Raw genomic sequence first — 25131 nt, 5'->3', positions numbered from 1 at the left:
TCCAGAACTCGACCTGACCCGGCTGCGCCGTGCGCGGCCGACATCTAGAAGGAGACGGTTGATGACACTGACCACGAGCAGGGAGACGGCGGTGTCCGCGCCCCTGCTGTTCGAGGCGAGTCGTCGGGCTATCGCCCAGGCGGCAGAGGACCTGTGGCCGGGTCGGGGCGCGGTCCTCGGCCCGCAGTGCCCAGGCGTGACGTCGTACGTCTGCCAAGTCCAAGTGGATGGGCAGGAGTTGTACGCCAAATACTCCTGGCTGAGCTCGTCGCTCGTGTCGATCCTGCGCGGCGCGCGGGGGGCGTGGGCGGACGTGCAGGAAGCGCAGGAACCCTATGTGCGATCCGCCGACCTCGTTACGCGGCGGGAGTATCAGCATCTGGAGTTTCTGCAGCAGCTCGGCCGCCCGCGGGTCTGCGAGCCGATAGGGCTGAGCGGCGGTGTCCTCTTCACGCGGGCGGTGGCGGGGAAGACGGTCGCGGAGGAGCTGGCCGAGCACCCTTGGGACACCGAGGCCCTACTCAACTCGGTGCTGCTGTGCTTGGGAGAGCTGCACTGCGAGGCGGGGGCGGGGTATCTGCGGCGGTCCTGGCCGATCGCGGAGCGCAGCATCATGGACGTCTTCGCCAGGAAGTTCCGGGGCCCGGATGCGGCTCGGTACGTCGCTGCCCTGGGGCAAGACAGGCAGCCACTCAAGGACGATCGCGCTGCGGTCGTCGATCTGCTCGGCAACGCGGTCCGCCGACTGCTGCGGCTCACGGGCGCGATCCGGCCCCGTCAGCGGGCCGCGGTGTTCGGGGATCTGAAGCCGGAGCATGTCTACCTGACCGGCCCCCGGTTGACGTACATCGATCCGGCTCTCCAGTGGTCGGCCGGTCCGGAGCCGGATGTGGCGAAACTCTTCGGGCGGACGCTTCTCCTGGGCCTGTGCCATCACGAGCTGCGCGCGGAGCGGCAGATCACGGAGGGCGTGCTGTCGGCGCTGAGCCGGTACGGCCAGGGCCTGCGCCCGCGCGATCGGGCAGAGCGGCTGCGGGAGGTCATGGTCCTGTGGCTGATGGACACGGTGAACATCCTGAGCACGTGCTTGAGTGCGCCCGCTGAGCTGCCGCTGACGGGCAAGCAGCAGGTGCTTGTGTCGCAGGCGCGTCGCATCGCGGCCGTCGTGGAACGGGTGAGCGGCCTCCTGGTCGGATCGGCGTCCGGGCTGAGTCTGCTGGATGCCGTCTTCCACGAGGTCGAGCACACCGCCCTGGACCTGCGGTGACCGGCCCGGTGATCGGCGTCGTCGGCGCGGGGGCGGTCGGCCAGGTCCTCGCGGCCGCGCTGGTATCCGTCGGGCTGCCGGGGCAGCTCGTCGTCGCGTCGAGGCGGACGGAGCAGGCGAGCGCCTTGGCCGCAGACCTGGAGGACATGGCGCTGTCCGTACGGTCGCGTACTCGGATCGAGGTCGGGGAGGTCGCGGATCTCCGTGGGTGCGACGCCGTGGTGGTGGCGCTGCGCACTGACTTCACGAACACTGCGGTCGAGGACATACGCCGTGGCGGTGCCACCGCGAACGCCCCCGCCCTTGGCGCTATCGCCCGGGAGCTGCGCGGGTACGAGGGCAGCGTCCTCGTCGTCACGAACCCGGTCGACCTGATGGCCCGCCGGTTCGCTGAGGTGTCGGGGTGCGCCCGGGTCTACGGGATCGGGTCGAATCTCGACTCCGCCCGGTACCGGCTGCTCCTCGCCCGGTACGCCCGGGTCTCCCCGGACCGGGTGAGCGGCCATGTGATCGGGGAACACGGCGACCGCGCTGTTCCCTGCCTGTCGTCGACGACCGTCGACGGGCTGCCGGTCGAGGGTCGGGCCCGTGCGGTCGTGGAAGGGCTCCAGGAGCGCCCGGCCCTGATCCGGGCGGGGATAGGCCGTACCCGGTGCGGCCCGGCCGGTGCGGTCGTCTCCACGCTCCGTAAAACCCTCGGCCTTGTCGACGGCGTTGAGGAGCTGTCTGTGCCGTACGGGGACGTGTGGCTGGGCATCCCGATCGCATTCACCGGGGGCGTGCCGGTCCCGTGCTGTCCGCCGCTCACCCGCTACGAGCGTCTCTCTCTGGACTCGGCCGCGAGCAGCCTCCGAGACGCCTACACCCATCTGCCTGCACCTACCGAAAGGATCCCAGCATGATCAGCGCCACCCGCCTTCAGGCCGCTTCGGCGGCCGTCACCGTCCTGAGCAATCGGACCGAAGTAACGGACTGGGCGCGGCGATACTTCGGCCCGTGGTGGGCCGCGTCTGCGGTCGAAGCCTCGTCGGTGTGCGCGGGCCCAGTCGTCGTCGCGGCCGTCGACCCCACCGAGTACGCGGAGCTGACCCTCCAGGTCCACGACGGCCGGCATACCGAAGAGGTGGAGTACGCGCGGCACCGGATGCTGGTGGCCCGGGACGGCGAGGACATCGTCGCGACATCGCCGGACGAGTCGATTGTGTACCGCTACACCGCGTCCACCGGTCGCCTTGAGCTGTCCGGCGTCGGCGTGATGGAGCTGGCGTTGGCTGCCGCGCGCCTGGCCCGCGAGGTGGTACGGGGGCAGCTGCTGCGGGACGGGTGGGCGGTCCTGCACGCGTCGGCCGTCGTACGCCCGGAGGACGGAGCGACGCTCCTCTCGTTCGGCGGCAAGGGGGCGGGCAAGACGACGACCGCGCTCCTGCTCGCATCGGCCGGATGGCAGTTGCTCGCGAACGACAGGGTGCTGGTCCGGCCGACCGGGGAGCGGGACGTCGAGGTGGTGCCGTGGCCGTCGGCCGCTGCTCTCGGTCTCGGCCTGGTCGACTCCCTCGGCTGGGGGGCGGCGGCGCGCGGCCACCTGCAGGAGGGCGGGACCTTCCATCCGACGCAGCACGACAGCGTGACGGAGGCCCTCCTCGCCGGTGACTTCACACCGCTCTGGGAGGACGGCAAGCGGAGGGAGCGGAAGGTCCAGGTGTTCCCGGACCAGTTCACGCCGTTGTTCGGCGTCCAGCTCGCCACGGGCGGCCGTGCGGCCGGACTCCTCTTCCCCCGGGTCGAGGCCGACGGTTCGCCCGGCATCGTCGACGGCGGCCAGGCGCTCGCGCTCGGAGAGGACGACTTCATGTCGGGCGCCACGGAGGACCGGTACCCGGACATCTTCGAGCTGGCGGGCGGCGTCGACGGAGGCGGTCGGCTCAGCGCCCGCGACGAGGTGTCGGTGCGCCTGGCAAAGATGCCGCACCTGCGGGTCCGCCTGAGCCACGACGTGCCGGCCAGTGTCGCCGCGCTCCGGAAGGCCGCAGAGGCGATCTGACGCCCGGCCGACAAAGCTCCCTCACCCCGGTCGGCCGGGGTGAGGGGTTCCATCGCACGACTCGACGAACGACGGAGGACAGGATGACCATCGCAGTTCAGCCGCCCACCCTCGCCCGTACCAGCGACCCGGAACAGATCCTCAACGCACTGGCGCCACACATCGAGCACCTCACGGTCAACGTCATGGACGGCGGCCCCCTGTGGGAGCGGGAGATCGCTCTGCTCCTGCGGGACCAGACGATGGTCCGGAGCATGGCGGAGAGGATCCTCGGCCAGGCCGTGGCGTACTCCGTGTGCGCGATGGAGAACCCCGACGTGCACCTGGGCGTCGGCAAGCTCGTCGACATCGGGGTGCACCAGCTGATCCTCGACACCCCGGTCTGCTTCGCGCTCTGCAAGGTCCACAACGGCGGCCGGTACAAGCATCACGCGCCGTTCATCCAGCGGCGTTCTGACGGCCTGTGCCTGCGTACCGCGGACTTCCTCGCGGCCGACGGCTGGGAGGTCGACGAGGAGCTGTGGGCGATCGACGGGGCGACCTGCTCGCCCTGCGACAGCAAGGTTCCCGACAGCCACTGATCCGGGGCTCGCGCCCCCTACGCTGGCCCCTGTCCTCTCCTCTCGCATGGAGGGCAGGGGCCTTCCCCGTCACCTACTGAGAGAGGCGCCGTGCCCGTAGACCACGACATCGCAGCCGAGACCGAGCTCTGGGACACCTACGCCGGCAGCGCGTTCCAGGACGACATGGAACCCACCTTCTGCTGGACGCAGTACGCCGGGCACGGCCCGGGGCCAGAGGTCCTTGGCGATCCAGGGTCGGCGCTGGAGCTCGGGTGCGGCACCGGCCGGGCGCTCGCCCTGCTCGCCGGGCGCGGGATCAGGGCGACGGGCATCGACCTGTCCCCGGTGATGGTGAAGAAGGTGACGGAGCGGTGGGCCGGCACCGGGGCCGACTTCGTCTGTGGCGAGGTGCTGGAGACGCTCGCCACGGACACCGAGACGTACGACGCCGTCTATTCGATCTTCGGGGCGGCGTGGTTCACCGACCCGGCCCGGCTGCTCCCGCTCGTCGCCGAGCGGCTCCGGCCAGGCGGGGTGTTCGCGTTCTCCCACCCTCCGGCGATCCCCGGGGCGTACGGGCCGCAGGGCATGTACAAGGGCGGGTTCGCCGGCAGGGCGATGTACACCTACCGGTACAGCTACACGCCGCGCGGCTGGACCGAGCTCCTGGAGGCCGCGGGGTTCCGGGACGTCGACGCGCGGGTCCTCGACGCCCCGACGGCCGGGCACATCGGCACGCTCCTGGTGACCGCTCGCCGCTGACACTGCGCCCGGCTGCTCCCGGGAAGTGCATTTGAGTCCCGACGCCCCGCCGAGCGTGATCGCGTTCCGGGAGAGTGGTTCCTGCCGATCGATTCGGATGCAAGAGTTGGAAACACGAACAGGTGACGTTGGGGCGATCTGCCGCTGGATTACGGGTTTGGCCTAGTCATGGCGCGCGGGGGCACGTTAAATACGAACGGGATCGGCCAAATCGCCGAGTCGCCGCAGTGACCCGCTGTACCCGCGAGGGGCGGCGAGGGCGGTCCGGTCCATGCTCCGCAAGTAGAGACACGGAACCGCTAGTGGGCCCGGCAGGAGACTGCCGGGCCCACCGCTTTTTCCAGGAGGGCGCGCAGCCGTGTTCCCGCGGGAACACGGCTGCGCGCCGATGCGGGAAGATCCGGGAGAATCCGGGAAGATGCGGGGGTGTTTTCGCAGACCAGCAGATCGTTGCAGGTCAAAGGGGGTTCCGGTGCCGGTTCGAGTCCGGCTCCGGGCACCACGCTCCTCACGGGGCGTGACCGGTCATTACGGGGTGCAGGCACGGCAGCGCGGACGGATGTGACCCGGACGGCCCTTCCCGGTGGTGTCGGGCGGATGCGGCTCAGGCCCCCGTGGGGTGGGGATTCCCCGGTCCGTACGGGCAGCGGTGATAAAGATCCTCCCCAGGCACTAGGGTGATTCTTTTGCCTACCCATTACTCTTGTCGCGAGGCCACGCAGTGTGGCCATGGAGGAGTGAGATGAGGAGCAGCAACCCGGTCTTCTCGCGACGGGGGTTCAGCCGCGACAACGGCCACGCGGGCTTCAACGCGGCGCCGCAGGCCGGGGCCGCCACGACGGGAGCCAACCCGTTCGCGCAGGGCACCGCCGCTAACCCGTACGCCACCAACCCTTACGCACAGGGCGTCCAGCCCGGCGCACCCGCGCCCGCGCGCACCGACGCGATGACCATCGACGACGTGGTGACGCGTACGGCGATGACGCTCGGCACCGTGATCGTGACCGCCGCCATCGCCTGGTGGGTCATGCCGGTCGACCAGGCGAACCTGGGCAGCGCCTACGGCGTCGCCATCGGCGCCGCGATCATCGGCTTCGTGCTGTCGCTGGTGAACTCGTTCAAGCGCCGGCCCTCGCCGCCGCTGATCCTGACGTACGCGGCGTTCGAGGGTGTCTTCCTCGGCATCGTCAGCAACATCGTCAGCGTCTACGTCGCCCCCGGCGCCGCGATGCAGGCGGTGCTCGGCACGATGGCGGTCTTCGCCGGTGTGCTGATCGCCTACCGCACCGGTCTGATCCGGGTCACGCGCCGCTTCTACGGCTTCGTGATGGCCGCCGCCATCGGCTTCATGCTGCTGATGATGGTCAACCTGCTGTTCGCCGTCTTCGGCGGCGGCGACGGCCTCGGCTTCCGCAGCGGTGCGCTCGGCGTCATCTTCGGCATCGTGGCCATCGTCATCGGCGCGTGCATCCTGGCCCTCAACTTCAAGCAGGTCGAGGACGGCATCGCGTACGGCGCTCCGCGCGAGGAGGCATGGCTGGCCGCGTTCGGCCTCACCGTGACCCTGGTGTGGATCTACATCGAGATGCTGCGCGTGGTCGCCATCCTCAGCGGCGACGACTGACCGGGACCCCACCGGTATCCGGCAAGCGCCATCGGAACGGCCCGCAGGCATCGCGCCTGCGGGCCGTTCCGCGTTCACCAGGGGCGTAGGGGGCGTAGGGGCGTAGGTGCGCGGTCCGCGGGTCAGAGCAGCTTGCGGGCGGCCCGCCTGAGGTCGTGCTCGTGGATGATCGCCTTGGCGTGGCCGTAGGCGAGTTCGTGCTCCCCGCGCAGCCAGCTGACCTTTTCCTCGAAGCGGACGAGGGAGGGTCCTTCGTCGACGGTCCGGAGCCAGTCGGAGATCTCACGACCGGTGCATTGAGGGATCCGGGAGAGCAGGTTGCGATGGGTTTCTTCGGAGAAGACATGCGACATCGGCGCCTCCGACGCAGTGCGCGTTGCTGTTCCTTCCCGACACCGTGCCTGAGCGTTCGCCCGTTGGCAACCATGCGGGCAGGGGCGCTCGGGGGCGCGGGGTGAGCGCGGGGAAAGGCGCGTGGCGGCTGGGCGGAGCGGGCGCGTAGGGTCGGGCCCGTGCTCGATACGACGCCCCTGATCCTGGCCGTGGACCGATTCGCCGACCGGCTGCGCTCGGCCCCGCAGAGCCGCCTCCAGCGCGGTGCGGCCGCCGAAGCGCTGGCCGCGGCCCGTGAACTCGCCGTACGGGCCCAGCGCGTGGAGAGCCCCGGGACCGAGCCCCGGGTGCTGCCGGACGTGGGGATGTTCGCGGTGGGCGACCAACTCGCCGTCGCCGGGCGGGATCTGGCCGTGGCACTGGTAACGGCCCCGCCCGGGGAGCTGGACGAGGCCGTGCGGTACGTCGAGGGAGCGTCGGCGCGGGCTTTCGCGTAGGGCCTGTGGGGTGTGGACCCGGCCCGCGCCCGTGGGCAGGACCGTCAGAACGAGGCGATGACCCGGTCCGCGAGGATGTACACGTTGTCCTCGCCGCAGGAGAAGGTCAGCGCGTACGCGCCGGAGACCCCCGAGCCGCCCAGCAGGACCGGCTGCCGGCCCGCCCGCAGCGCGTCGGCGAGCCGTTCGGCCGTCTCGCGGTGGCCGGGCGTCATACAGAGCGTGGTGCCGTCGGCGAAGACGTACACATCGAGCGTCCCCAGCGGGCCCGGGCGCACGTCGGTGAGCTCGGTGGCCAGGTCGGCCAGCTCCTCCAGACGGCTCACGGTGCGCTCGTGGTCGGTGACCACAGGCGTCTGTACGGGGACGAAGTCCGGGTGCGAGGGGTGGCGGCGGCGGGCCGCGGCCAGCTCGGGGGAGTCCTCGGGGAACTCCGCGGTCTCCACGCCCTCCGGCAGGTCCGTGAACTCGCCGGCGAACTCAACGGCCTCGTGCTCCGCGAGCGCCCGCTCGCTCAGCCCCGCCAGCTCCTCCATCGCCTCGGCCGCTTCCAGGTCCATCGACTCCAGACCGGCGAAGTCGGCCTGGCGGGGAAGGTAGAACGGGGTGTCCTCGCCCAGGCCGGGCAGCCCGCCCAGCAGGGAGGGGGCGTCCGCCGCGTCCCGGGCTTCCTGGGCGGCCCAGAAGGCCCGCGCCTCCGCCAGCTCGCGCTCCCGCTCCTCGGCGAGCGCGTCGGCCACGGCCGCGCGTATCTCCTCGACGGGGGTGGCGGTACTACGGCTCTGCGGTGGCACCGACGCAGCGAGGTCGCGGCCCTCGGCCAGCTCCGCGCGCAGGGCCGCGACCTGCTTGCGCAGCCCGTGAGCGGCATGCAGCGCGGCGGCGCCGACGCCTGTGGCAGCGGCGGTGGTCAGCAACAGGGCAAATGACATGGCGCTCACTGACAACTCCCGGTTTCAATCGACACCCCCGACTTCCTACATCAGCTTGGCCTGTACCCGTACCGGCTGTCAGTGCATTACGTCACGAAATGGACAGGTCTTTCGGTCCTGGGTTTACCGCCATATTGCCTGTGACCTGGGGAAACGACTCTCCCCCGGGACGCAGATCACATCCTGGGGGAGATTCGGTCACGGTCGGGGCTCGACGGGATTCGCGGGCCCTGCGGCGAGGGAGGCCCTGCGGCCCGGACGGGAAGCCCCTGCGGCTCGGCTCAGCCGCTCGTGCCGGTGGTCGCGCTGGGCTTCGCCTCCGCTGCGGGCAGGTGCCGCGCTCGTGCCTCGCGCGACCCCTACCCTCCGCTGCGGCTCAGCTCAGCCGCTCGATCACCATCGCCATGCCCTGGCCGCCGCCCACGCACATCGTCTCCAGGCCGAACTGCTTGTCGTGGAACTGGAGGCTGTTGATCAGCGTGCCGGTGATGCGGGCGCCCGTCATGCCGAAGGGGTGGCCGACCGCGATCGCGCCGCCGTTGACGTTGACCTTCTCCAGCGGGATGCCGAGGTCCCGGTAGGAGGGGATGACCTGGGCGGCGAACGCCTCGTTGATCTCGGCGAGGTCGATGTCGTCGATGGTCAGGCCGGCCCGCTTCAGCGCCTGCTTGCTGGCCTCGACCGGACCGTAACCCATGATCTCGGGGGAGAGGCCGGAAACGCCGGTGGAGACGATCCGGGCCAGCGGGGTCAGGCCCAGCTCCCGCGCCTTGGTGTCGGACATGATCACCAGGGCGGCCGCGCCGTCGTTGAGCGGGCAGCAGTTGCCCGCGGTGACCAGGCCGTCCGGGCGGAAGACCGGCTTCAGGCCCTGGACGCCCTCCAGCGTGACGCCCGCGCGCGGGCCGTCGTCCTTGGAGACGACCGTGCCGTCCGGGGTGGTGACCGGGGTGATCTCCCGCTCCCAGAAGCCGTTCTTCAGGGCTTCCTCGGCGAGGTTCTGCGACCGTACGCCGAACTCGTCCATGTCCTGGCGGGTGACGCCCTTGGTCCGGGCCAGGTTCTCCGCCGTCTGCCCCATCGAGATGTACGCGTCCGGGACGACGCCGTCCTCGCGCGGGTCGTGCCAGCTCGCGCCGGACTCCTCGGCGCGGGCGGCGGTGCGGGCCTCGGCGTCGGCGAAGAGCGGGTTGTGCGTGTCCGGCAGGCTGTCGGAGTTGCCCTTGGTGAAGCGGGACACCATCTCCACGCCCGCCGAGATGAAGACGTCGCCCTCGCCCGCCTTGATCGCGTGCAGCGCCATCCGGCTGGTCTGGAGCGAGGAGGAGCAGTAGCGGGTGACCGTACAGCCGGGAAGGTGGTCCATCCCCATCTGTACGGCGATGATGCGGCCCAGGTTGTTGCCCTGCTCGCCCCCGGGCAGACCGCAGCCCAGCATCAGGTCGTCGATGTCCTTCGGGTCCAGCTCGGGAACCTTGGCCAGCGCGGTCTGGATGATCGTGGCGGTCAGGTCGTCCGCGCGCAGGTCCTTGAGGGACCCCTTGAAGGCGCGGCCGATCGGCGAACGGGCGGCAGAGACGATCACGGCTTCGGGCATCACGCGGCTCCATGAGGGCTGGAAGGCTGTGTGGACTGGGGTGGACTCGGGTGGACAGGCGAATCCCCTTGGAAGTTACCCGGACGTATCGCCGGGGTCACCCGGCAGGCCGTGTGATGCGGGACTCTTTTCTAAGCGCTTGCTCAGTCGACCTGCCGGGCCGCCGGGCCCCTGTCCGCGCCCGGGTCCTCCTATGTGCGTCCGTGCGCCGCGTCCGGGTGCGGATGGGGCGTCGCCGGTTCCGTCTCCGTGGCGGCGGGCAGGCGCCGCCGCCTGCGGTGCTTGAGGAGGGCCCAGGGAGCGCGAGCCCCCGTGACCTCCGTACCGGCCTCGCGGGCCGCCTGGGAGGCGGCCTTGGCCACCGGGAGGATGTCCTCGCGGCGCGAGCCGTCCAGCCGGTCCGACTCCGGCCACAGTCCCAGCACCGCGCAGAGCGTGGGCAGCACCGCCATCGCCGCCGTCGCGTACCCCTCGGCCGAGGGGTGGTAGTTGTCCGGCCCGAACAGCTCGCGCGGGTTCGCCGCGAACTCCGGGCCCAGCAGGTCGCCCAGCGACACCGTCCGCCCGCCCTGCTCCACCGAACCGATCGTCTGCGCCGCCGCCAGCTGCCGGCTCACCCGCCGGGCCAGCCAGCGCAGCGGCTGGTACACCGGCTCGATCGTGCCCAGGTCCGGGCAGGTGCCGACGACCACCTCCGCCCCCGCCGTCCGCAGCCTGCGCACCGCCGTCGTCAGACAGCGCACCGACTGGGTGGCGGGCATCCGATGGGTGACGTCGTTCGCCCCGATCATGATCACGCAGACGTCCGGGGTGCGGGCCGGGTCCGCCAGCAGCAGCGAGACCTGCCGCTCCAGATCGTCCGACCTGGCCCCCGGCAGGGCCACGTTCCGCAGGTCCACCGGCCGCTCGGCCACCGCCGCGAGCCCCGAGGCGAGCAGCGCCCCAGGGGTCTGCCCGGTCCGCCGCACCCCCTGGCCCGCCGCCGTCGAATCCCCGAGCATGCCGAGCCGCAACGGATCGTTCGGGCCGGCGAACGCCACCCCGTACCGTCCGTCCGCGCTCGGCGGGACCGGTGCCGTATTGCCGCCCACCTGCCTCTTCGCGAGCTGGACCTCCGCCAGGAACACGCCCACGGCCGCCGCACCGATCAGTCCGATGCTGCCACCGCCGTAGGCCGCGCCCGCCGCGATCCGCCGTGCCACCCTTGCTCTCGACACAGTCCGGTCCACCTCCTCCTCGCCGTACAGCCGTACACCTACCTACCTGCCCCGCCATGAGCGTCGCTCAATCGCCCACAGCGTTTCCGGGCCCGTACGCTCCGTAATATCGCGGCCCGCACGCCGCGCACACCGGCCGTGCCCGGCCCGTCCCAGGCCCCCGGCCAGGGCGGACGCCGCCGTACGTCAGGGGCGCGGACCCCGCCCGTACGGCCGGGGCGGATCACTCCGTACGCATAGTCCGTCCCGTACGCATACCCTTGGCCGGACCATCTCGGAGATCCCGGAGTACACGGTGCAATTCCACGATTCGCTGATCACTCTTGTCGGCAACACCCCGCTGGTGAGGCTGCGCAACGTCACGGCAGGCATCCAGGCGACCGTCCTGGCCAAGGTCGAGTACTTCAACCCCGGCGGGTCGGTCAAGGACCGCATCGCGCTGCGCATGATCGAGGCGGCCGAGCAGAGCGGCGAGCTCGAGCCCGGCGGCACGATCGTCGAGCCGACCAGCGGCAACACGGGCGTCGGCCTCGCCATCGTCGCCCAGCAGAAGGGCTACAAGTGCATCTTCGTCTGCCCGGACAAGGTGTCCACGGACAAGATCAACGTGCTGCGCGCGTACGGCGCTGAGGTCGTCGTCTGCCCCACCGCCGTCGACCCCGAGCACCCGGACTCGTACTACAACGTCTCCGACCGGCTGGTCGCCGAGACGCCGGGGGCCTGGAAGCCCGACCAGTACTCCAACCCGAACAACCCGCGCTCGCACTACGAGACCACCGGTCCCGAGCTGTGGGAGCAGACGGAGGGGAAGATCACCCACTTCGTCACGGGCGTCGGCACCGGCGGCACGATCAGCGGCACCGGGCGCTACCTCAAGGAGATCAGCAACGGCGCCGTCCAGGTCATCGGCGCCGACCCGGAGGGCTCGGTCTACTCCGGCGGCTCCGGGCGTCCGTACCTGGTCGAGGGCGTCGGCGAGGACTTCTGGCCCTCCGCCTACGACGCGAGCGTCACCGACGAGATCGTCGCGGTCTCCGACAAGGACACCTTCCAGATGACCCGCCGCCTGGCCAAGGAGGAGGGCCTGCTCGTCGGCGGCTCCTGCGGCATGGCGGTCGTCGGGGCCCTGGAGGTCGCCAAGCGGCTCGGCCCGGACGACGTCGTGGTGGTGCTGCTGCCCGACAGCGGCCGCGGCTATCTGAGCAAGATTTTCAACGACGAGTGGATGGCCGACTACGGCTTCCTTGAGGACACGGGCCCCTCCGCCCAGGTCGGCGCGGTGCTGGACTTCAAGGAGGGCCCGCTGCCCTCCCTCGTCCACATGCACCCGGAGGAGACGGTCGGCGAGGCGATCGAGGTGCTGCGCGAGTACGGCGTCTCCCAGATGCCGATCGTGAAGCCGGGGGCAGGGCACCCCGACGTGATGGCGGCCGAGGTCATCGGCTCCGTCGTGGAGCGGCAGCTGCTGGACGCCCTGTTCACCCAGCGCGCCTCGCTCACCGACCCGCTGGAGAAGCACATGTCGGCCCCGCTGCCGCAGGTCGGCTCCGGCGAACCGGTCGAGGACCTGATGGCCGTGCTCAGCGGTGCGGACGGGGCCGACGCGGCGATCGTGCTGGTCGAGGGCAAGCCGAAGGGCGTCGTGAGCAGGCAGGACCTGCTGGCGTTCCTCGCGAAGGACGCCGGTTCCGCGAAGGCGTGACCGGCGGGCCGGACGGCGGCGGGGCGTCGCGGCTCGCGGGACTCGCGAGAGCGGGGAGCGGAGAGCGGATGGCGGAAAGTCGCGGCTTCGCGAAAACGGTACGAGCGCGTCACGTCCGCGCAGCACCCGCTTAACACGGCTCCGGCACATTGGTGGGTGTCGGCAGGGAAACCCGCCGGCACCCAGAACGGCGACACCGGACTACGGAGCGGCTCCCGGACCTCCACCGTCGCCCGGACGCGGGCACCCGGCCCTGACCCGGACCCCGTCCTTCGCGGGGACCGCCGTCGTCCCGCCCCCCGGGCCACCGGGGGTGCGGCGGCCCCCGCGACATACGTGAACGCGCGGCCGGACCCCTCGGAGGGTCCGGCCGCGCGGTCGTTCCCGGGCGGGCCTCGGGGAGGCGGTGCTCAGTCCTGCCAGTCGGAGACCGTGCTCCGCTCCGGCTCCCGCTCCCGCTGCCGGAACAGCCCTCCGTTGCGGGACGCGTGGACCGCGTTCACGCCGACGATCCCCAGCCAGGCCACCACCAGCCCCCCGATGCCCGCGTTGCCCGCCCCGATCGCGGAGAGCGGGATGGCCAGGACGAGCGAGACGACCCCGAAGCCGAACCGCTCCCCGAACCCGGACGAGGTCCCCGGCGCGGACGGCGATCTCGCGGACCGGGGGTTCCGCGCGGCCGCCACCTGCTGCTCGGCGAGATGACGCCGCACCCGGCGGTCCGTGGTGGCGTCGAGGCGCTGCTCGACTTTCTCCAGGAACGAGTCGACGAGCGCCGTCTCGTAATCGGGTCCCAGCTCGCGGCGTGCGTGGAGCGTGGCGGCGAGCTCCTTCTCGATCTCAGGGTCGCGGGCTTCCATGCCCGTTTACGTTACGAGCGGCGGCGGACCGGAGCACGGGGGCTACCCCCCGTCTTTCCCGGGCGGGCAGCCCCACGCCGAGCCGCAGCGCACGGGCCCGGTCGAGCCGCAGCGCACGGGCCCGGTCGAGCCGCCGCGCACGGGCCCGGACGGGCCCCCGTGCGAACACGGCCCAGCCGCTGCATATGGACATGCAGGTGCCTTACTGGCTGAATGGATCTGTCGGCGCGGGAGCCCGCGCCGACCGTGGGCACGACGGATCCAGCAAGGGGACAGCATGAGTGGGAGCAGCCCCGCCGCGCGGTTGCAGCGGCTCTTCGAGGGGCACCGGCTCACGCCCACCCAGCGGCGCATCGCGCACTGCATGGTCCGCCGGGCGGCCGACGCGCCGTTCCTCTCCAGCGTCGAGCTGGCCGAGCTGGCCGGGGTCAGCCAGCCCTCCGTCACCCGCTTCGCCGTCGCGCTCGGCTTCGACGGCTACCCGGCGCTCCGCCGCCACCTGCGCGAGGTCGCGCCCGCCGAGGCGGAGCAGGAGGAGGCGGGGGAGACGTACAACGAGTACCAGCAGGCCGTCCGCGCCGAGATCGAGAACCTCCAGCACCTCAGCGATCTGCTCGCCGACCCCGCCCCCGTGGAGCGGGCGGGACGGCTGCTGGCCGCGTCCCGGCCGCTGCCCGTGCTGGGGCTGCGGGCGGCCTCCTCGCAGGCGCGCGGGTTCGGCTACTTCGCCGCCAAGGTGCACCCCGACGTCCGGGTGCTCGACGAGGGCGGCTCCATGCTGCTGGACCGGATCGACTCCGCCCGCCGGGCCGGGGCCACCGCCCTGATGTGCTTCGCGCTGCCGCGCCACCCCAGGGAGTGCGTGGAGGCGCTGGCGTACGCGGGGGAGCAGGGGCTCGCCGTCGTGACGGTCGCGGACTCCGCCTTCGCGCCGGTCGCCAAGCACAGCGACCTGCTGCTCCCGGCGGCCATCGGCTCCGGCCTCTCCTTCGACACCGTCTGCGCGCCGATGCTGCTGGGGCGGGTGCTGCTGGAGGCGATGTGCGACGAACTCCCCGACGCCCAGGCGCGGCTGGAGGAGTTCGACGTACGGGCGGCGGCGCGGGGTCTGTTCGTGGAGTGAGGGGCCGCCGGTCCGCGCGGGGCACTGATTTCCCCGTTCTCACGCGCTCCTCATCCACGGCCGCTATCCTCCGCGCCCAGAACGACCGGCGCGGCAGTCGCGCCGGCACAGGGCCGGCTGAGCGGGCGTGGACGAGAGGGGTACGGACGTGGGGCACGGAGGACAGTCGCTGGCGAGAGTGGCCGTGATCGTACGGGCGGGGGCGGCCCCGCTGTGGTGGTCCGGGCTGGTGGCGGCCGTCGCGGGAGCGTTCGTGCCGGGGCTGACCGGGCGCCGGATCGGGCTGCTCGCCGGGGCGGCGCTGTTCATCGTCGTCGCGGCCGTCGTGGTCCTGGCGCGCGGCGGGCGGTACGCGGAGCTGGCGCGGGGCGCGTCCCGTGCGGGGCGCGGCGACTTCCTCCAGGACCGGGCCGTGACCGTACGGGTGTGGCGGCGCGGGCGTCGGTGGTGGCTGCTGGGGGCGTTCGTGGTGGCGGTGGCCTCCTCGTTCGCGCTGCCGGGGGCCGGCGGGCTGGCGATCGCGGGCGCGGGGGCCGGCCTGTGGGCGAAGGCCGTGCGGATCGGGCAGCGGGAGCACCGGGACGACGTCCTGTACTGGGTGCGCACCGACTGGGCCCGGCACGGCAGCCCGGTCGGCAAGGGGGTGCGGGGGCACCGGACGACCGGACCGGAGGCGGGGGACGCCGCGCCGGGCGGGGCGCGGCGTCGCCGCCGGTGAGGGGAAACCTCTTCCCGGCTCAGACTTCCAGCTCGGCCTCGATCTTCTTCAGCTGGTGGCGGGCCATCGCCAGGTTCGCGCGGCTCGCGTCCAGCACCAGGTAGAGGAAGAGGCCGTTGCTGCCGCGGGTCTTGAGCAGCCGGATCAGGTGGTACTGGGTGCCCAGGGTGATGAGGATGTCCTCGATCTCCTCCTTGATGCCCAGGTGCTCCATGGTGCGGAGCTTGGCGCGGATCACATCGGTGTTGCCGGCGGCGGCGACCTCCAGGTTGAAGTCCTTGCCGCCGCCGAGCGTGCCCAGGGCCATCCCGCTCGTGTAGTCGACGAGGGCGACACCCGTGGTGCCCTCGATCGAGCTCATCGCTTCCTTCAGTGACGCTTCGGTGTTCGCCATGGAGGCTCGTTCCTTTCCGTGGCCGGTCGCGGTGACCGGGTCCGTTTCCGTCTGCGTGGTGTGGTCTGTGCGTGGGGTTCCGTGCGCCGGCGTGAGCCCCGGGGGGTGTGGCGGGCGGTACGGGTGGGGGCGGGCCGCTACGTGGGGCGCTGCGGCAGGGCGCGGTTCGGGGCGCCGCGCGCCGGGGCGGCGCGGGGCATGGGGGGCGTGCGCTCGGCGCGTTCCAGGGCGGTGTCGACGAGTTCGCCGATCCGTGCGCCCGCGCGGCGGCCCTCCAGGTGGAGCCGGCCGACGTTGATGCGGTCCTCGGCCAGCAGGGTCAGGACGGCGGAGGAGCCTGCGGCGTACGTCGCGATGTAGCCGCTCTCGCCGCGGACCAGGAGCTCGCGGAAGCCGCCGCGGCCGGTGGCCTCCGTCATGCGGATCGAGACGCCGAGTGCGGCGGCGGTGAGGGCGGCGACGCCTTCCGCCTCGATGCCCGGGGTGTCGTGGGCCAGGACCAGGCCGTCCGTGGAGGCGGCCAGCGCCCCGGCGAGCAGCGGGACCCGGGCTCGTAACCGCTGGAGCTCGTCGAGGACACCGCGCGTCTCGGCCTCGGGAACCATCAGCTGTCTCCTCCCGGCACGCTGTCTGAGCGCGCGTATCACAGGGCCTCCAATGCGTCTCGGAGCCGGCGCAGCAGGGCGATATCGGGGTCGGCCGTCACCTCGGGGAGTGTGATCCGGCCGGGTGCGGCGGAGGCGGGCAGCGGCTGCGCGCGGACCGCCTCCACCAGGCCGGCCGCGGCGAGCCGCCGCAGGTCGACCAGGATGTGGAAGGCCGAACGGCCCAGTGCCTGGGCGATGTCCGAGGCCGTGCGCACACCGTCCGCCAGTTCCAGGACCGCGCGCTGGCGGGCGGGCACGGGGCCCTCGGCGGTGTGCGCCGCCGCCCGGACCACGGGGGCGCTGTCGCAGGCCGCGTCGGGCCAGATCCGGTCCAGCAGCTCCCGTCTGCGCAGCGTCTCGCGCTGGACGGCGGCCACCGGGACCGGCCGCACCGGGCCGATCCAGTGGGACACCCCGTAACGGAAGCGGGCGGGCGTGCCGGTCGGGGCGAGGGCGAAGAACGCGGCGTCGTACAGCGCGCCCAGGTGGCACAACTCCAGTGCGCCGCCCGGCACATGGCCGCTGTCCACGAGATAGCGGCCGACCCGCTGCCCGGCCCCGGCCTGGGCCACCGCGTCCCACCAGCCCTCGTGGCGCAGCGTGCCGCCGGTGGTGAGGAGCACGTCGATGCCGGGGGTGGCGGGGCTCTCGGCGTGCACCACCTGACCCTCGGCGAGGTAGAGGGTGCCGCGGTCGCGCATCAGGGCGCCGGTGGCCCGCTCGGCGGCGAGCCGCTGGAGCATCGGGGAGAGGACCGGCAGCCGGTCGCTCTCCTGGGTGCCGGGGTCGGCGGCTATCGCGCTCATGCCAGCACCAGCCGCTCGGCCAGCTCGCCCAGGCGCAGCCGGGCCAGTGCGAGGTTGCCGTCGGAGCGGCTCAGCCACAGGTGCAGGAAGACGCTGCTGTCGAAAGCCGTCTCGACGAAGCGGAGCATGTGGTAACCGTCTTGTGTGGTGACGATGACGTCCTCGACGGGGGTGCTCGGCGCTCCCTCGGAGCGTTCGGTTCCGCCCCCTGCGCCGAGGTGGGCGAATGCGGGCTGTTCGGCGGTCATCCGGGCGACCTCCGCCGTCTCGGCCGCCGTCGCCTCGTGGTCGCCGTTGGGCGATTCACCGATGGTGCCGAGTGCGAGGCCGCTCGTCCAGTCGACCACCGAGGCGCCCCGGGCGCCGGGCAGCCTCATGACTTCGAGCAGGCACTCGTCGATTCCGGGCACGCGGATTCCCCTTCCCGACGCGGCGTACGGCTGTGACACCGAGGCTACGCAACGTGCACACGGCGGGTGGAGGTTCTGGCATTTTCCTTTGGTACATGCGGCCGGGGGTGTAAAGGAGCGGCCGAAATGCGGTGGCCGGGACGCCGGGTGACGCCCGGTCGGAGGCGGGTGGGGCCGGTTCAGGCGGCGGGGGCGCGGGACTTCTCCCGAGCCGTCATCACCGCCTTGTTCAGCGCCCACAGCCCGATGCCGATGACCAGCAGGATTCCGGCCCGTACGTACACGTCGGAGCCCCGGTCGGCGAGCGGGCTCGCCAGGATCAGCGAGGTGATCGCGCCGAGCACGGGGAGGGCGGTCGGCGTACGGAAGTGCCGGTGCGCCACCCGGTCCTTGCGCAGCACCAGTACGGCGATGTTGACCACGCCGAAGACGCAGAGCAGCAGGAAGGAGGTGGTGTCGCCGAGCCCCTCGATCTCCCCGGTGGAGACCAGGCCGATCGCCAGGACGGTGACGAAGACGATGCCGACCCAGGGGGTGCGCCGGCCCGCCAGCACCTTGCCCATGCCGGGCGGCAGGATGCGTTCGTTGGCCATGCCGTAGCAGAGCCGCGAGGCCATCATGAGGTTGATCAGCGCCGAGTTGGTGACGGCGAACAGGGCGATCAGCGCGAAGAGTTTCGGCGGAAAATCGACGCCGCCCGCCTTCACCACTTCCAGCAGCGGGCCGCTGGAACCCGCCAGGGTGCGGGAGTCGACCAGGAGCGAGGAGACCAGGGCGACCAGGATGTAGATGGTGCCGGTGACGGCCACGCCGATGAAGATGGCGCGGGGGAAGTTGCGGGCGGGGTCCTTGGTCTCCTCGGCCATGTTCACCGAGTCCTCGAAGCCGACGAAGGCGAAGAATCCGAGCGCGGTGGCGCCGAGCACGCCGGTGAGCAGGGCGTATCCGGTGCCGCCGGTCTCGATCTGAGTCAGCCGGGAGGGCTCTCCGCCGCCGCTGAACACCGCGTACGCGCCGATCGCCAGGATCACCGCGAGCCCGCTCACCTCGACCAGGGTCAGCACGACGTTCGTCTTCACCGACTCGGCGACCCCGCGCAGGTTGATCGCGGCCAGCGCCAGGATGAACAGGATCGCGATGAGGGTCGGCGGCACCGCGTCGGTGAATTCCCCCAGGTAGTCGCCGCTGAACGCGCGGGCCGCCGCGCTCGCCGAGGAGAGCCCGGAGCACATCACCATGAAGGCGATGACGAAGGTGAGGAAGGGGACCTTGAACGCCTTCTGGGTGTAGAGCGCGGCCCCGGCCGCCTTCGGGTACTTGCCGACGAGCTCCACGTACGAGGCCGCCGTCAGCAGCGCCACGACGAACCCGATCGCGAACGGCAGCCAGAGCGCGCCGCCCACCTTGCCCGCCACGTCGCCGGTGGTGGCGTAGATGCCGGTGCCGAGGATGTCGCCGACGACGAAGAGGATCAGCAGCTTGGGACCGAGGGCCCGCTTGAGCGGTGGAGATCCGCCGGGGTCGCCGGTGCCGCCGGTGCCGCCGGGGTGTCCTGGGCCGCCGGTGCCGCCGGTGCTGCCGGGGTCTCTGGGCTCTCCTGTGCCGCCGGGCTCTCCGGGGCCGTCTGGGCCACCGGTGCCTCCGGGGCCGCCGGGCTCTCCAGGGCCTTCGCCGGTGGGGGGCGGGGGTGTGGCGGGAGTGCTCATCGGTTCCTCCGGGGCCCTCGGGTCGTCAGGGAGAACCTCTTCCCGGGCGCGGCGCGAACCGCACCTGTTGACTACGACTATTCAGCGCATCAGGATGTGAATAGATTTTCACCGTCCCGAGGAGGCACCGCCATGTCAGGACCCCGCCCCGTACGCGCGCCGCGCGGCACCGCGCTCAGCACCCTGGGATGGCAGCAGGAAGCCGCCCTGCGCATGCTCCAGAACAACCTGGACCCCGAGGTCGCCGAGCACCCCGACAAGCTCGTCGTCTACGGCGGCACGGGGAAGGCGGCCCGCGACTGGCGCTCGTTCGACGCGATGGTCCGCACACTGGAGACGCTCAAGCAGGACGAGACGATGCTCGTCCAGTCGGGGCGGCCGGTCGGCGTCATGCAGACCCACGAGTGGGCGCCGCGTGTCCTGATCGCCAACTCGAACCTGGTCGGGGACTGGGCCAACTGGGAGGAGTTCCGCCGCCTGGAGGCGCTGGGGCTCACCATGTACGGCCAGATGACCGCCGGATCCTGGATCTACATCGGCACCCAGGGCATCCTCCAGGGCACCTACGAGACCTTCGCCGCCGTCGCCGCGAAGAAGTTCGGCGGCACGCTGGCCGGGACGATCACGCTGACCGCCGGGCTCGGCGGCATGGGCGGTGCCCAGCCGCTCGCCGTCACCATGAACGACGGCGTCGCGATCTGTATCGACTGCGACCCGCGCGCCATCGAGCGCCGCATCGAGCACCGCTTCCTGGACGTCAAGGCGGACAACCTGGAGCACGCCCTCCAGCTCGCCGTCGAGGCCCGCGACGCCCGCCGCCCGCTCTCCATCGGCCTCCTCGGAAACGCGGCGGAGCTGCTGCCCCGGATGCTCGCCGAGGGCGCGCCCATCGACATCGTCACCGACCAGACCAGCGCCCACGACCCGCTGGCCTACCTCCCGCTCGGCGTCGACTTCGACGACATGGCCGGCCTCGCCGCCGAGAAGCCCGCCGACTTCACCCAGCGCGCCCGCGAGTCGATGGCCCGCCACGTGGAGGCCATGGTCGGCTTCATGGACGCCGGGGCCGAGGTCTTCGACTACGGCAACTCCATCCGCGGTGAGGCCCAGCTCGCCGGGTACGACCGCGCCTTCGACTTCCCCGGCTTCGTCCCCGCCTACATCCGCCCCCTCTTCTGCGAGGGCAAGGGCCCCTTCCGCTGGGCGGCGCTGTCGGGGGAGGCGTCCGACATCCACAAGACCGACAAGGCGATGCTGGAGCTCTTCCCGGAGAACGAGTCCCTGCACCGCTGGATCACGATGGCCGGCGAGCGCGTCCACTTCCAGGGCCTCCCCGCCCGTATCTGCTGGCTCGGCTACGGCGAGCGCGACAAGGCAGGCGAACGCTTCAACGACATGGTCGCGAGCGGCGAACTGGCTGCCCCGCTGGCCATCGGCCGCGACCACCTCGACTGCGGCTCGGTCGCCTCCCCGTACCGCGAGACCGAGGCCATGCTCGACGGCTCCGACGCCATCGCGGACTGGCCGCTCCTGAACGCCATGGTCAACGTCGCCTCCGGCGCCTCCTGGGTCTCCCTCCACCACGGCGGCGGCGTCGGCATGGGCCGCTCCATCCACGCGGGCCAGGTCACCGTCGCGGACGGCACGAAGCTCGCGGGCGAGAAGATCCGCCGCGTCCTGACGAACGACCCCGGCATGGGCGTCATCCGGCACGTCGACGCCGGCTACGACATCGCGGAGTCGGTCGCCACGGACAAGGGCGTACGCGTCCCGATGGCGGAGGGCAACTGATGCCCCCGGGCACACCGGCCACCCCTCCCGTCTCCCCGGGCGCATCGGCCACCCCTCCCGTCTCCCCGGGCGCACCGGCTCCTCCTTCCGTCCTCCCGGGCGCATCGGCTGCTCCTCCCGTCTCCCCGGGCGCATCCGCCACCCCTTCCGACACGGGGCGGCAGGGGCGCGCGGGTGACTCCTTCCTCGCCATGTGGCGTGAGCTGGCACCCATCGGGCGTCACCCCGGCAGTGGCGGCTACCGGCGTTACGCCTGGTCGGCGGCGGACCTGGAGTGCCGGGCCTGGTTCCGTGCGCAGGCCGAGGCGCGCGGGCTCACCTATGAGACCGACCGCAACGGCAACCAGTGGGCCTGGCTGGGCGACCCCCTGGCCGGCGACGCCGTCGTCACCGGCTCGCACCTGGACTCCGTACCGGACGGCGGGGCCTTCGACGGGCCGCTGGGCGTGGTCTCCTCCTTCGCCGCGCTCGACGAACTGCGCTCCCGGGGCGCGGCGTTCACCCGCCCCCTCGCCATCACCAACTTCGGCGACGAGGAGGGCGCCCGCTTCGGTCTCGCCTGCGTCGGGTCCCGGCTCGCCGCCGGACAGCTCACCGTCGCCGACGCCCACCGGCTGAGGGACGCGGACGGGATCACCCTGCCCGCCGCCATGGAGTCCGCCGGATACGACCCCGAGGCCATCGGCCCCGACCCGGAACGGCTCGCCCGGATCGGCGCGTTCGTCGAACTCCACGTCGAGCAGGGCCGCGCCCTCGACCTGACCGGCGACCCCGTGGGCATCGCCTCCGCCATCTGGCCGCACGGCCGCTGGCGGTTCGACTTCCGGGGCGAGGCCAACCACGCGGGCACCACCCGCCTGGCCGACCGCCGCGACCCGATGCTCACGTACGCCGAGACCGTGCTCGCCGCCCGCCGCGAGGCCGAACTCACCGGCGCGCTCGCCACCTTCGGCAAGATCGCGGTCGAGCCCAACGGGGTCAACGCCATCCCCTCCCTGGTCCGTGGCTGGCTCGACTCCCGCGCCGCCGACCAGGCCACCCTGGACGCCGTCGTCACCGGGATCGAGCGCGCCGCCCGGGAGTACGCCGAGCGGGCCGGGATCGACCTCGACGTCGTACGGGAGTCGTTCACGCCCGTGGTCGAGTTTGAGCACGCCCTGCGCGACGAGCTCGCCAAGATCCTGGCGGGGACCGGCGACACGGGACGGCCCGTGCCCGTCCTCGGCACCGGCGCGGGCCATGATGCGGGTATTTTGTCCGCCTCGGCGCCCACCGCCATGCTCTTCGTACGGAACCCCACCGGCATCTCGCACTCACCGGCCGAGCACGCCGCCGAGGACGACTGCACGGCCGGGGTGACCGCGCTCGCCGACGTACTGGAAGGTCTCGCGTGCAGCTGACAACCCGGGCGGCGGGCGGCCCCGTCACCGCGACGTACTGGATGGACCACGCCTGGCTCGGCAGCCACGTCGAGCCCGACGTCACCCTCGACATCGCGGGCGGCCGCATCGCCGGGATCAGGACCGGGGTCGAGACGCCCCCGCCCGGAGCCACGGTCCTGCGCGGCCTGACCCTCCCCGGCCTCGCCAACGCCCACTCGCACGCCTTCCACCGGGCCCTGCGCGCCACCGTCCAGGTGGGGTCCGGCACCTTCTGGACCTGGCGCGAGCTGATGTACCGCACGGCCTCGCGGCTCACCCCCGACAGCTACTTCGACCTGGCCCGCGCCACGTACGCCGAAATGGCCCTGGCCGGCATCACCTCCGTGGGCGAATTCCACTATCTGCACCACGCGCCCGGCGGCACGCCCTATGACAACCCCAACGCCATGGGCGAGGCCCTGATCGCGGCCGCCGCCGAGGCCGGCATCCGGATCACCCTGCTGGACACCGCCTACCTCGCCGCCGGCTTCGGCGAGAAGCCCAACCGGCACCAGCTCCGCTTCTGCGACACCACCGCCGACGCCTGGGCCGAGCGCGCCTCCCTCCTCAAGGGCGACGACCACACCCTGATCGGCGCGGCCATCCACTCCGTGCGCGCGGTCCCGGCGGACCAACTGGCCACCGTCGCGCGGTGGGCCGAGGAGCGCGGGGCCCCGCTCCACGTCCACCTCTCCGAACAGACGGCGGAGAACGACGCCTGCCTGGCCGCCCACGGCCGCACCCCCACCCGGCTGCTGGCCGACCACGGAGTGCTCGGCCCCCGCACCACCGGCATCCACAACACGCATCTCACGGAGGAGGACATCGCGCTGCTCGGCTCCTCCACCACCGGCACCTGCATGTGCCCCACCACCGAACGCGACCTCGCGGACGGCATCGGCCCCGCCGCCGCCCTCCAGAAGGCGGGCTCGCCGCTCTCGCTGGGCAGCGACAGCCACGCCGTCATCGACCTCTTCGAAGAGGCGCGCGCGATGGAGCTCAACGAGCGGCTGCGCACCCACATCCGGGGCCACTGGACGGCCGCCGCCCTGCTGCGGGCGGCCTCCGCTGACGGGCACGCCGCACTCGGCCGCCCCGAGGCGGGCGTCCTGGAACCGGGCGCTCCCGCCGACCTGACGACCATCGCCCTGGACTCCGTCAGAACGGCGGGGCCGGTGCCCCGGCTGGCGGCGGAGACCGCCGTATTCGCCGCCTCCGCCGCTGATGTGCGGCACACGGTCGTGGCAGGCCGTCATATCGTCCGCGACGGCCGCCACGCGCTGATCGAGGACGTGCCCGGAGCGCTCGCGGCAGCCGTGGCCGCCCTGCACCACTGACCGCATCCCCTCCGGAACCCCCGGAACCCCCGGAACCTCCGGACCCGCCCTCGGACCCGGAACGCGCGAGAATCCCGCAACTCCCGGACCCGGACCGGAACCCGCCCGCAGAACCGGACCTCCCGGAACGCAAGGAGAACACTCTCCAGATGACGACCACCGCCGTCACCCACATCGCCAGCCTGGTCACCAATGACCCCTCCCTCGGCAACGGGACCCCCCTGGGCCTGATCCAGGACGCGGCCGTCGTCATCGACGGCGACCGCATCGTCTGGACCGGTGAATCAAGCAAAGCACCCGCCACTGACAACGTCCTCGACGCGGCCGGCCGGGCCATGATCCCGGGCTTCGTCGACTCCCACTCGCACCTGCTCTTCGCGGGCGACCGCACCCAGGAGTTCAACGCCCGCATGTCCGGGCAGCCCTACACCGCCGGCGGCATCCGCACCACCGTCGCCGCCACCCGCGAGGCGTCCGACGACGAGCTCTCCGCCAACGTCGCCCGCTACCTCGCCGAGGCCCTGCGCCAGGGCACCACCACCTTCGAGACCAAGTCCGGCTACGGCCTCACCGTCGAGGACGAGGCCCGCGCCCTGCGCATCGCCTCCCGCCACACCGACGAGGTCACCTTCCTCGGGGCCCACGTCGTCTCCCCCGACTACGCCGACGACCCGGCCGGGTACGTCGACCTGGTCACCGGCCCGATGCTGGAGGCGTGCGCCCCGCACGCCCGCTGGATCGACGTCTTCTGCGAGCGGGGCGCCTTCGACGGCGACCAGGCCCGCGCCATCCTCACGGCGGGCCGCGCCAAGGGGCTCCACCCCCGTATCCACGCCAACCAGTTGACGTACGGGCCCGGGGTCCAGCTCGCGGTGGAGCTCGACGCAGCCTCCGCCGACCACTGCACCCACCTCACCGACGCGGACGTGGACGCGCTCGCCCAGGGCCGTACGGTCGCCACGCTGCTCCCCGGGGCCGAGTTCTCCACCCGCGCCGTCTGGCCCGACGCCCGCCGGCTCCTGGACGCGGGGGCCACGGTCGCGCTCTCCACGGACTGCAACCCCGGCTCGTCGTTCACGTCCTCCATGCCGTTCTGCGTCGCGCTGGCCGTACGCGACATGGGCATGACCCCGGACGAGGCGATCTGGTCCGCCACCGCGGGGGGTGCGGCCGCCCTGCGCCGCACCGACATCGGCCGGATCACCCCCGGAGCCCGCGCCGACCTCGTCCTCCTCGACGCCCCGAGCCACGTCCACCTCGCCTACCGCCCGGGCGTCCCGCTGGTCAGCGCGGTCTGGCGGGGCGGCGAGCGGGTGGAGTAGCCGCCGGGCGCCCGACAACCGTCCACGAGCCCCAGGAGCCCCAGGAGCCCCAGGAGCCCCA

The 25131-nt window shown here is 72.3% G+C and carries 24 protein-coding genes; 14 read left to right on the top strand and 10 right to left on the bottom strand.

Annotated elements, in window-relative coordinates; genetic code table 11:
* Positions 1 to 91: 91 nt before the first annotated feature.
* The 6 genes from ACLJPL_RS21760 (at position 92) to ACLJPL_RS21735 (ending at position 6257) form a co-directional block, all read left to right on the top strand.
* Entirely contained in the window at positions 92 to 1267 is a 1176-nt protein-coding gene (locus tag ACLJPL_RS21760) for a hypothetical protein (RefSeq protein WP_411082548.1), read from the top strand.
* Positions 1264 to 2169 carry a lactate/malate family dehydrogenase gene (locus ACLJPL_RS21755; protein WP_411082547.1) on the top strand — a complete coding sequence of 302 codons (906 nt, stop codon included), beginning with the start codon at positions 1264 to 1266 and terminating at the stop codon, positions 2167 to 2169. The genes ACLJPL_RS21760 and ACLJPL_RS21755 overlap by 4 nt, the downstream gene beginning before the upstream one ends.
* The gene (locus ACLJPL_RS21750) at positions 2166 to 3308 is read left to right on the top strand and encodes a hypothetical protein (RefSeq protein ID WP_411082546.1); all 1143 of its coding nucleotides are present in this window, start codon (positions 2166 to 2168) and stop codon (positions 3306 to 3308) included. The genes ACLJPL_RS21755 and ACLJPL_RS21750 overlap by 4 nt, the downstream gene beginning before the upstream one ends.
* An 83-nt stretch (positions 3309 to 3391) precedes the next feature.
* Positions 3392 to 3889, top strand: a complete 498-nt coding sequence (locus ACLJPL_RS21745) for a hypothetical protein (protein WP_411082545.1) — start codon at positions 3392 to 3394, stop codon at positions 3887 to 3889.
* 90 nt (positions 3890 to 3979) lie between these two features.
* A complete protein-coding gene (locus ACLJPL_RS21740) occupies positions 3980 to 4633 on the top strand; it encodes a class I SAM-dependent methyltransferase (RefSeq protein ID WP_411082544.1) in 654 nt (217 codons plus the stop codon).
* 742 nt (positions 4634 to 5375) lie between these two features.
* Positions 5376 to 6257 (top strand): Bax inhibitor-1/YccA family protein, encoded by an 882-nt coding sequence (locus ACLJPL_RS21735; protein WP_411082543.1) that lies wholly within the window; start codon positions 5376 to 5378, stop codon positions 6255 to 6257.
* A 122-nt stretch (positions 6258 to 6379) separates the two neighbouring features.
* Here the strand turns inward: ACLJPL_RS21735 and ACLJPL_RS21730 are convergent, their stop codons facing one another.
* On the bottom strand, positions 6380 to 6610 hold the full coding sequence (locus ACLJPL_RS21730) for a DUF4287 domain-containing protein (RefSeq protein ID WP_411082542.1): 231 nt from the start codon (positions 6608 to 6610) through the stop codon (positions 6380 to 6382).
* 159 nt (positions 6611 to 6769) lie between these two features.
* Here ACLJPL_RS21730 and ACLJPL_RS21725 point away from each other — a divergent pair, with 159 nt between their 5' ends.
* Positions 6770 to 7087: a hypothetical protein gene (locus ACLJPL_RS21725; protein ID WP_411082541.1), complete on the top strand. Its 318-nt coding sequence runs from the start codon at positions 6770 to 6772 to the stop codon at positions 7085 to 7087.
* 44 nt (positions 7088 to 7131) lie between these two features.
* On the opposite strand, the gene ACLJPL_RS21720 is transcribed toward ACLJPL_RS21725, so the two are convergent.
* The 3 genes from ACLJPL_RS21720 to ACLJPL_RS21710 form a co-directional block, all read right to left on the bottom strand.
* Entirely contained in the window at positions 7132 to 8019 is an 888-nt protein-coding gene (locus ACLJPL_RS21720; protein ID WP_411082540.1) for a hypothetical protein, read from the bottom strand.
* A gap of 376 nt (positions 8020 to 8395) precedes the next feature.
* Positions 8396 to 9616 (bottom strand): acetyl-CoA C-acetyltransferase, encoded by a 1221-nt coding sequence (locus tag ACLJPL_RS21715; RefSeq protein ID WP_411082539.1) that lies wholly within the window; start codon positions 9614 to 9616, stop codon positions 8396 to 8398.
* 191 nt (positions 9617 to 9807) lie between these two features.
* Complete coding sequence (locus ACLJPL_RS21710) at positions 9808 to 10818, bottom strand: SGNH/GDSL hydrolase family protein (protein ID WP_411082755.1); 1011 nt, start codon at positions 10816 to 10818, stop codon at positions 9808 to 9810.
* A 310-nt stretch (positions 10819 to 11128) separates the two neighbouring features.
* Between ACLJPL_RS21710 and ACLJPL_RS21705 the strand changes: the two genes are divergently transcribed.
* Positions 11129 to 12535, top strand: a complete 1407-nt coding sequence (locus tag ACLJPL_RS21705) for a cystathionine beta-synthase (RefSeq protein WP_411082538.1) — start codon at positions 11129 to 11131, stop codon at positions 12533 to 12535.
* A 410-nt stretch (positions 12536 to 12945) separates the two neighbouring features.
* Here ACLJPL_RS21705 and ACLJPL_RS21700 read toward each other — a convergent pair whose 3' ends face one another.
* Positions 12946 to 13395, bottom strand: a complete 450-nt coding sequence (locus tag ACLJPL_RS21700; RefSeq protein ID WP_411082537.1) for a hypothetical protein — start codon at positions 13393 to 13395, stop codon at positions 12946 to 12948.
* Positions 13396 to 13672: 277 nt separating this feature from the next.
* On the opposite strand from ACLJPL_RS21700, the gene ACLJPL_RS21695 reads away from it, so the two are divergent.
* A complete protein-coding gene (locus ACLJPL_RS21695) occupies positions 13673 to 14518 on the top strand; it encodes a MurR/RpiR family transcriptional regulator (protein WP_411082536.1) in 846 nt (281 codons plus the stop codon).
* Positions 14519 to 14696: 178 nt separating this feature from the next.
* Positions 14697 to 15236, top strand: a complete 540-nt coding sequence (locus ACLJPL_RS21690) for a hypothetical protein (RefSeq protein ID WP_411082535.1) — start codon at positions 14697 to 14699, stop codon at positions 15234 to 15236.
* Positions 15237 to 15255: 19 nt separating this feature from the next.
* Here ACLJPL_RS21690 and ACLJPL_RS21685 read toward each other — a convergent pair whose 3' ends face one another.
* The 5 genes from ACLJPL_RS21685 to ACLJPL_RS21665 all read right to left on the bottom strand — a co-directional run bounded on the left by ACLJPL_RS21685 (position 15256) and on the right by ACLJPL_RS21665 (position 19199).
* A complete protein-coding gene (locus tag ACLJPL_RS21685; RefSeq protein WP_018515594.1) occupies positions 15256 to 15630 on the bottom strand; it encodes a hypothetical protein in 375 nt (124 codons plus the stop codon).
* A gap of 137 nt (positions 15631 to 15767) precedes the next feature.
* Positions 15768 to 16235 carry a roadblock/LC7 domain-containing protein gene (locus ACLJPL_RS21680; protein WP_411082534.1) on the bottom strand — a complete coding sequence of 156 codons (468 nt, stop codon included), beginning with the start codon at positions 16233 to 16235 and terminating at the stop codon, positions 15768 to 15770.
* 38 nt (positions 16236 to 16273) lie between these two features.
* Positions 16274 to 17083, bottom strand: coding sequence for a helix-turn-helix domain-containing protein (locus tag ACLJPL_RS21675; protein ID WP_411082533.1), 810 nt, complete (start codon positions 17081 to 17083; stop codon positions 16274 to 16276).
* Positions 17080 to 17493 (bottom strand): hypothetical protein, encoded by a 414-nt coding sequence (locus ACLJPL_RS21670; RefSeq protein WP_411082532.1) that lies wholly within the window; start codon positions 17491 to 17493, stop codon positions 17080 to 17082. Before ACLJPL_RS21670 ends, ACLJPL_RS21675 begins: the two co-directional genes overlap by 4 nt.
* A 179-nt stretch (positions 17494 to 17672) precedes the next feature.
* Positions 17673 to 19199: an APC family permease gene (locus ACLJPL_RS21665; protein WP_411082531.1), complete on the bottom strand. Its 1527-nt coding sequence runs from the start codon at positions 19197 to 19199 to the stop codon at positions 17673 to 17675.
* Between the two features lie 132 nt (positions 19200 to 19331).
* Here ACLJPL_RS21665 and hutU point away from each other — a divergent pair, with 132 nt between their 5' ends.
* The 4 genes from hutU to hutI all read left to right on the top strand — a co-directional run bounded on the left by hutU (position 19332) and on the right by hutI (position 25070).
* Positions 19332 to 20990, top strand: a complete 1659-nt coding sequence (gene hutU / locus ACLJPL_RS21660; RefSeq protein WP_411082530.1) for a urocanate hydratase — start codon at positions 19332 to 19334, stop codon at positions 20988 to 20990.
* A gap of 191 nt (positions 20991 to 21181) precedes the next feature.
* Positions 21182 to 22390: an allantoate amidohydrolase gene (locus tag ACLJPL_RS21655; RefSeq protein ID WP_411082529.1), complete on the top strand. Its 1209-nt coding sequence runs from the start codon at positions 21182 to 21184 to the stop codon at positions 22388 to 22390.
* Positions 22381 to 23748 carry a formimidoylglutamate deiminase gene (locus ACLJPL_RS21650; RefSeq protein WP_411082528.1) on the top strand — a complete coding sequence of 456 codons (1368 nt, stop codon included), beginning with the start codon at positions 22381 to 22383 and terminating at the stop codon, positions 23746 to 23748. The genes ACLJPL_RS21655 and ACLJPL_RS21650 overlap by 10 nt, the downstream gene beginning before the upstream one ends.
* A gap of 149 nt (positions 23749 to 23897) precedes the next feature.
* The gene (gene hutI, locus ACLJPL_RS21645; protein ID WP_411082527.1) at positions 23898 to 25070 is read left to right on the top strand and encodes an imidazolonepropionase; all 1173 of its coding nucleotides are present in this window, start codon (positions 23898 to 23900) and stop codon (positions 25068 to 25070) included.
* The last annotated feature ends 61 nt before the right edge of the window (positions 25071 to 25131 follow it).

Source organism: Streptomyces sp. cmx-18-6 (genome assembly GCF_046548915.1).
Lineage (GTDB): Bacteria > Actinomycetota > Actinomycetes > Streptomycetales > Streptomycetaceae > Streptomyces.
This window is presented reverse-complemented; position numbering and strand designations above follow the sequence as displayed.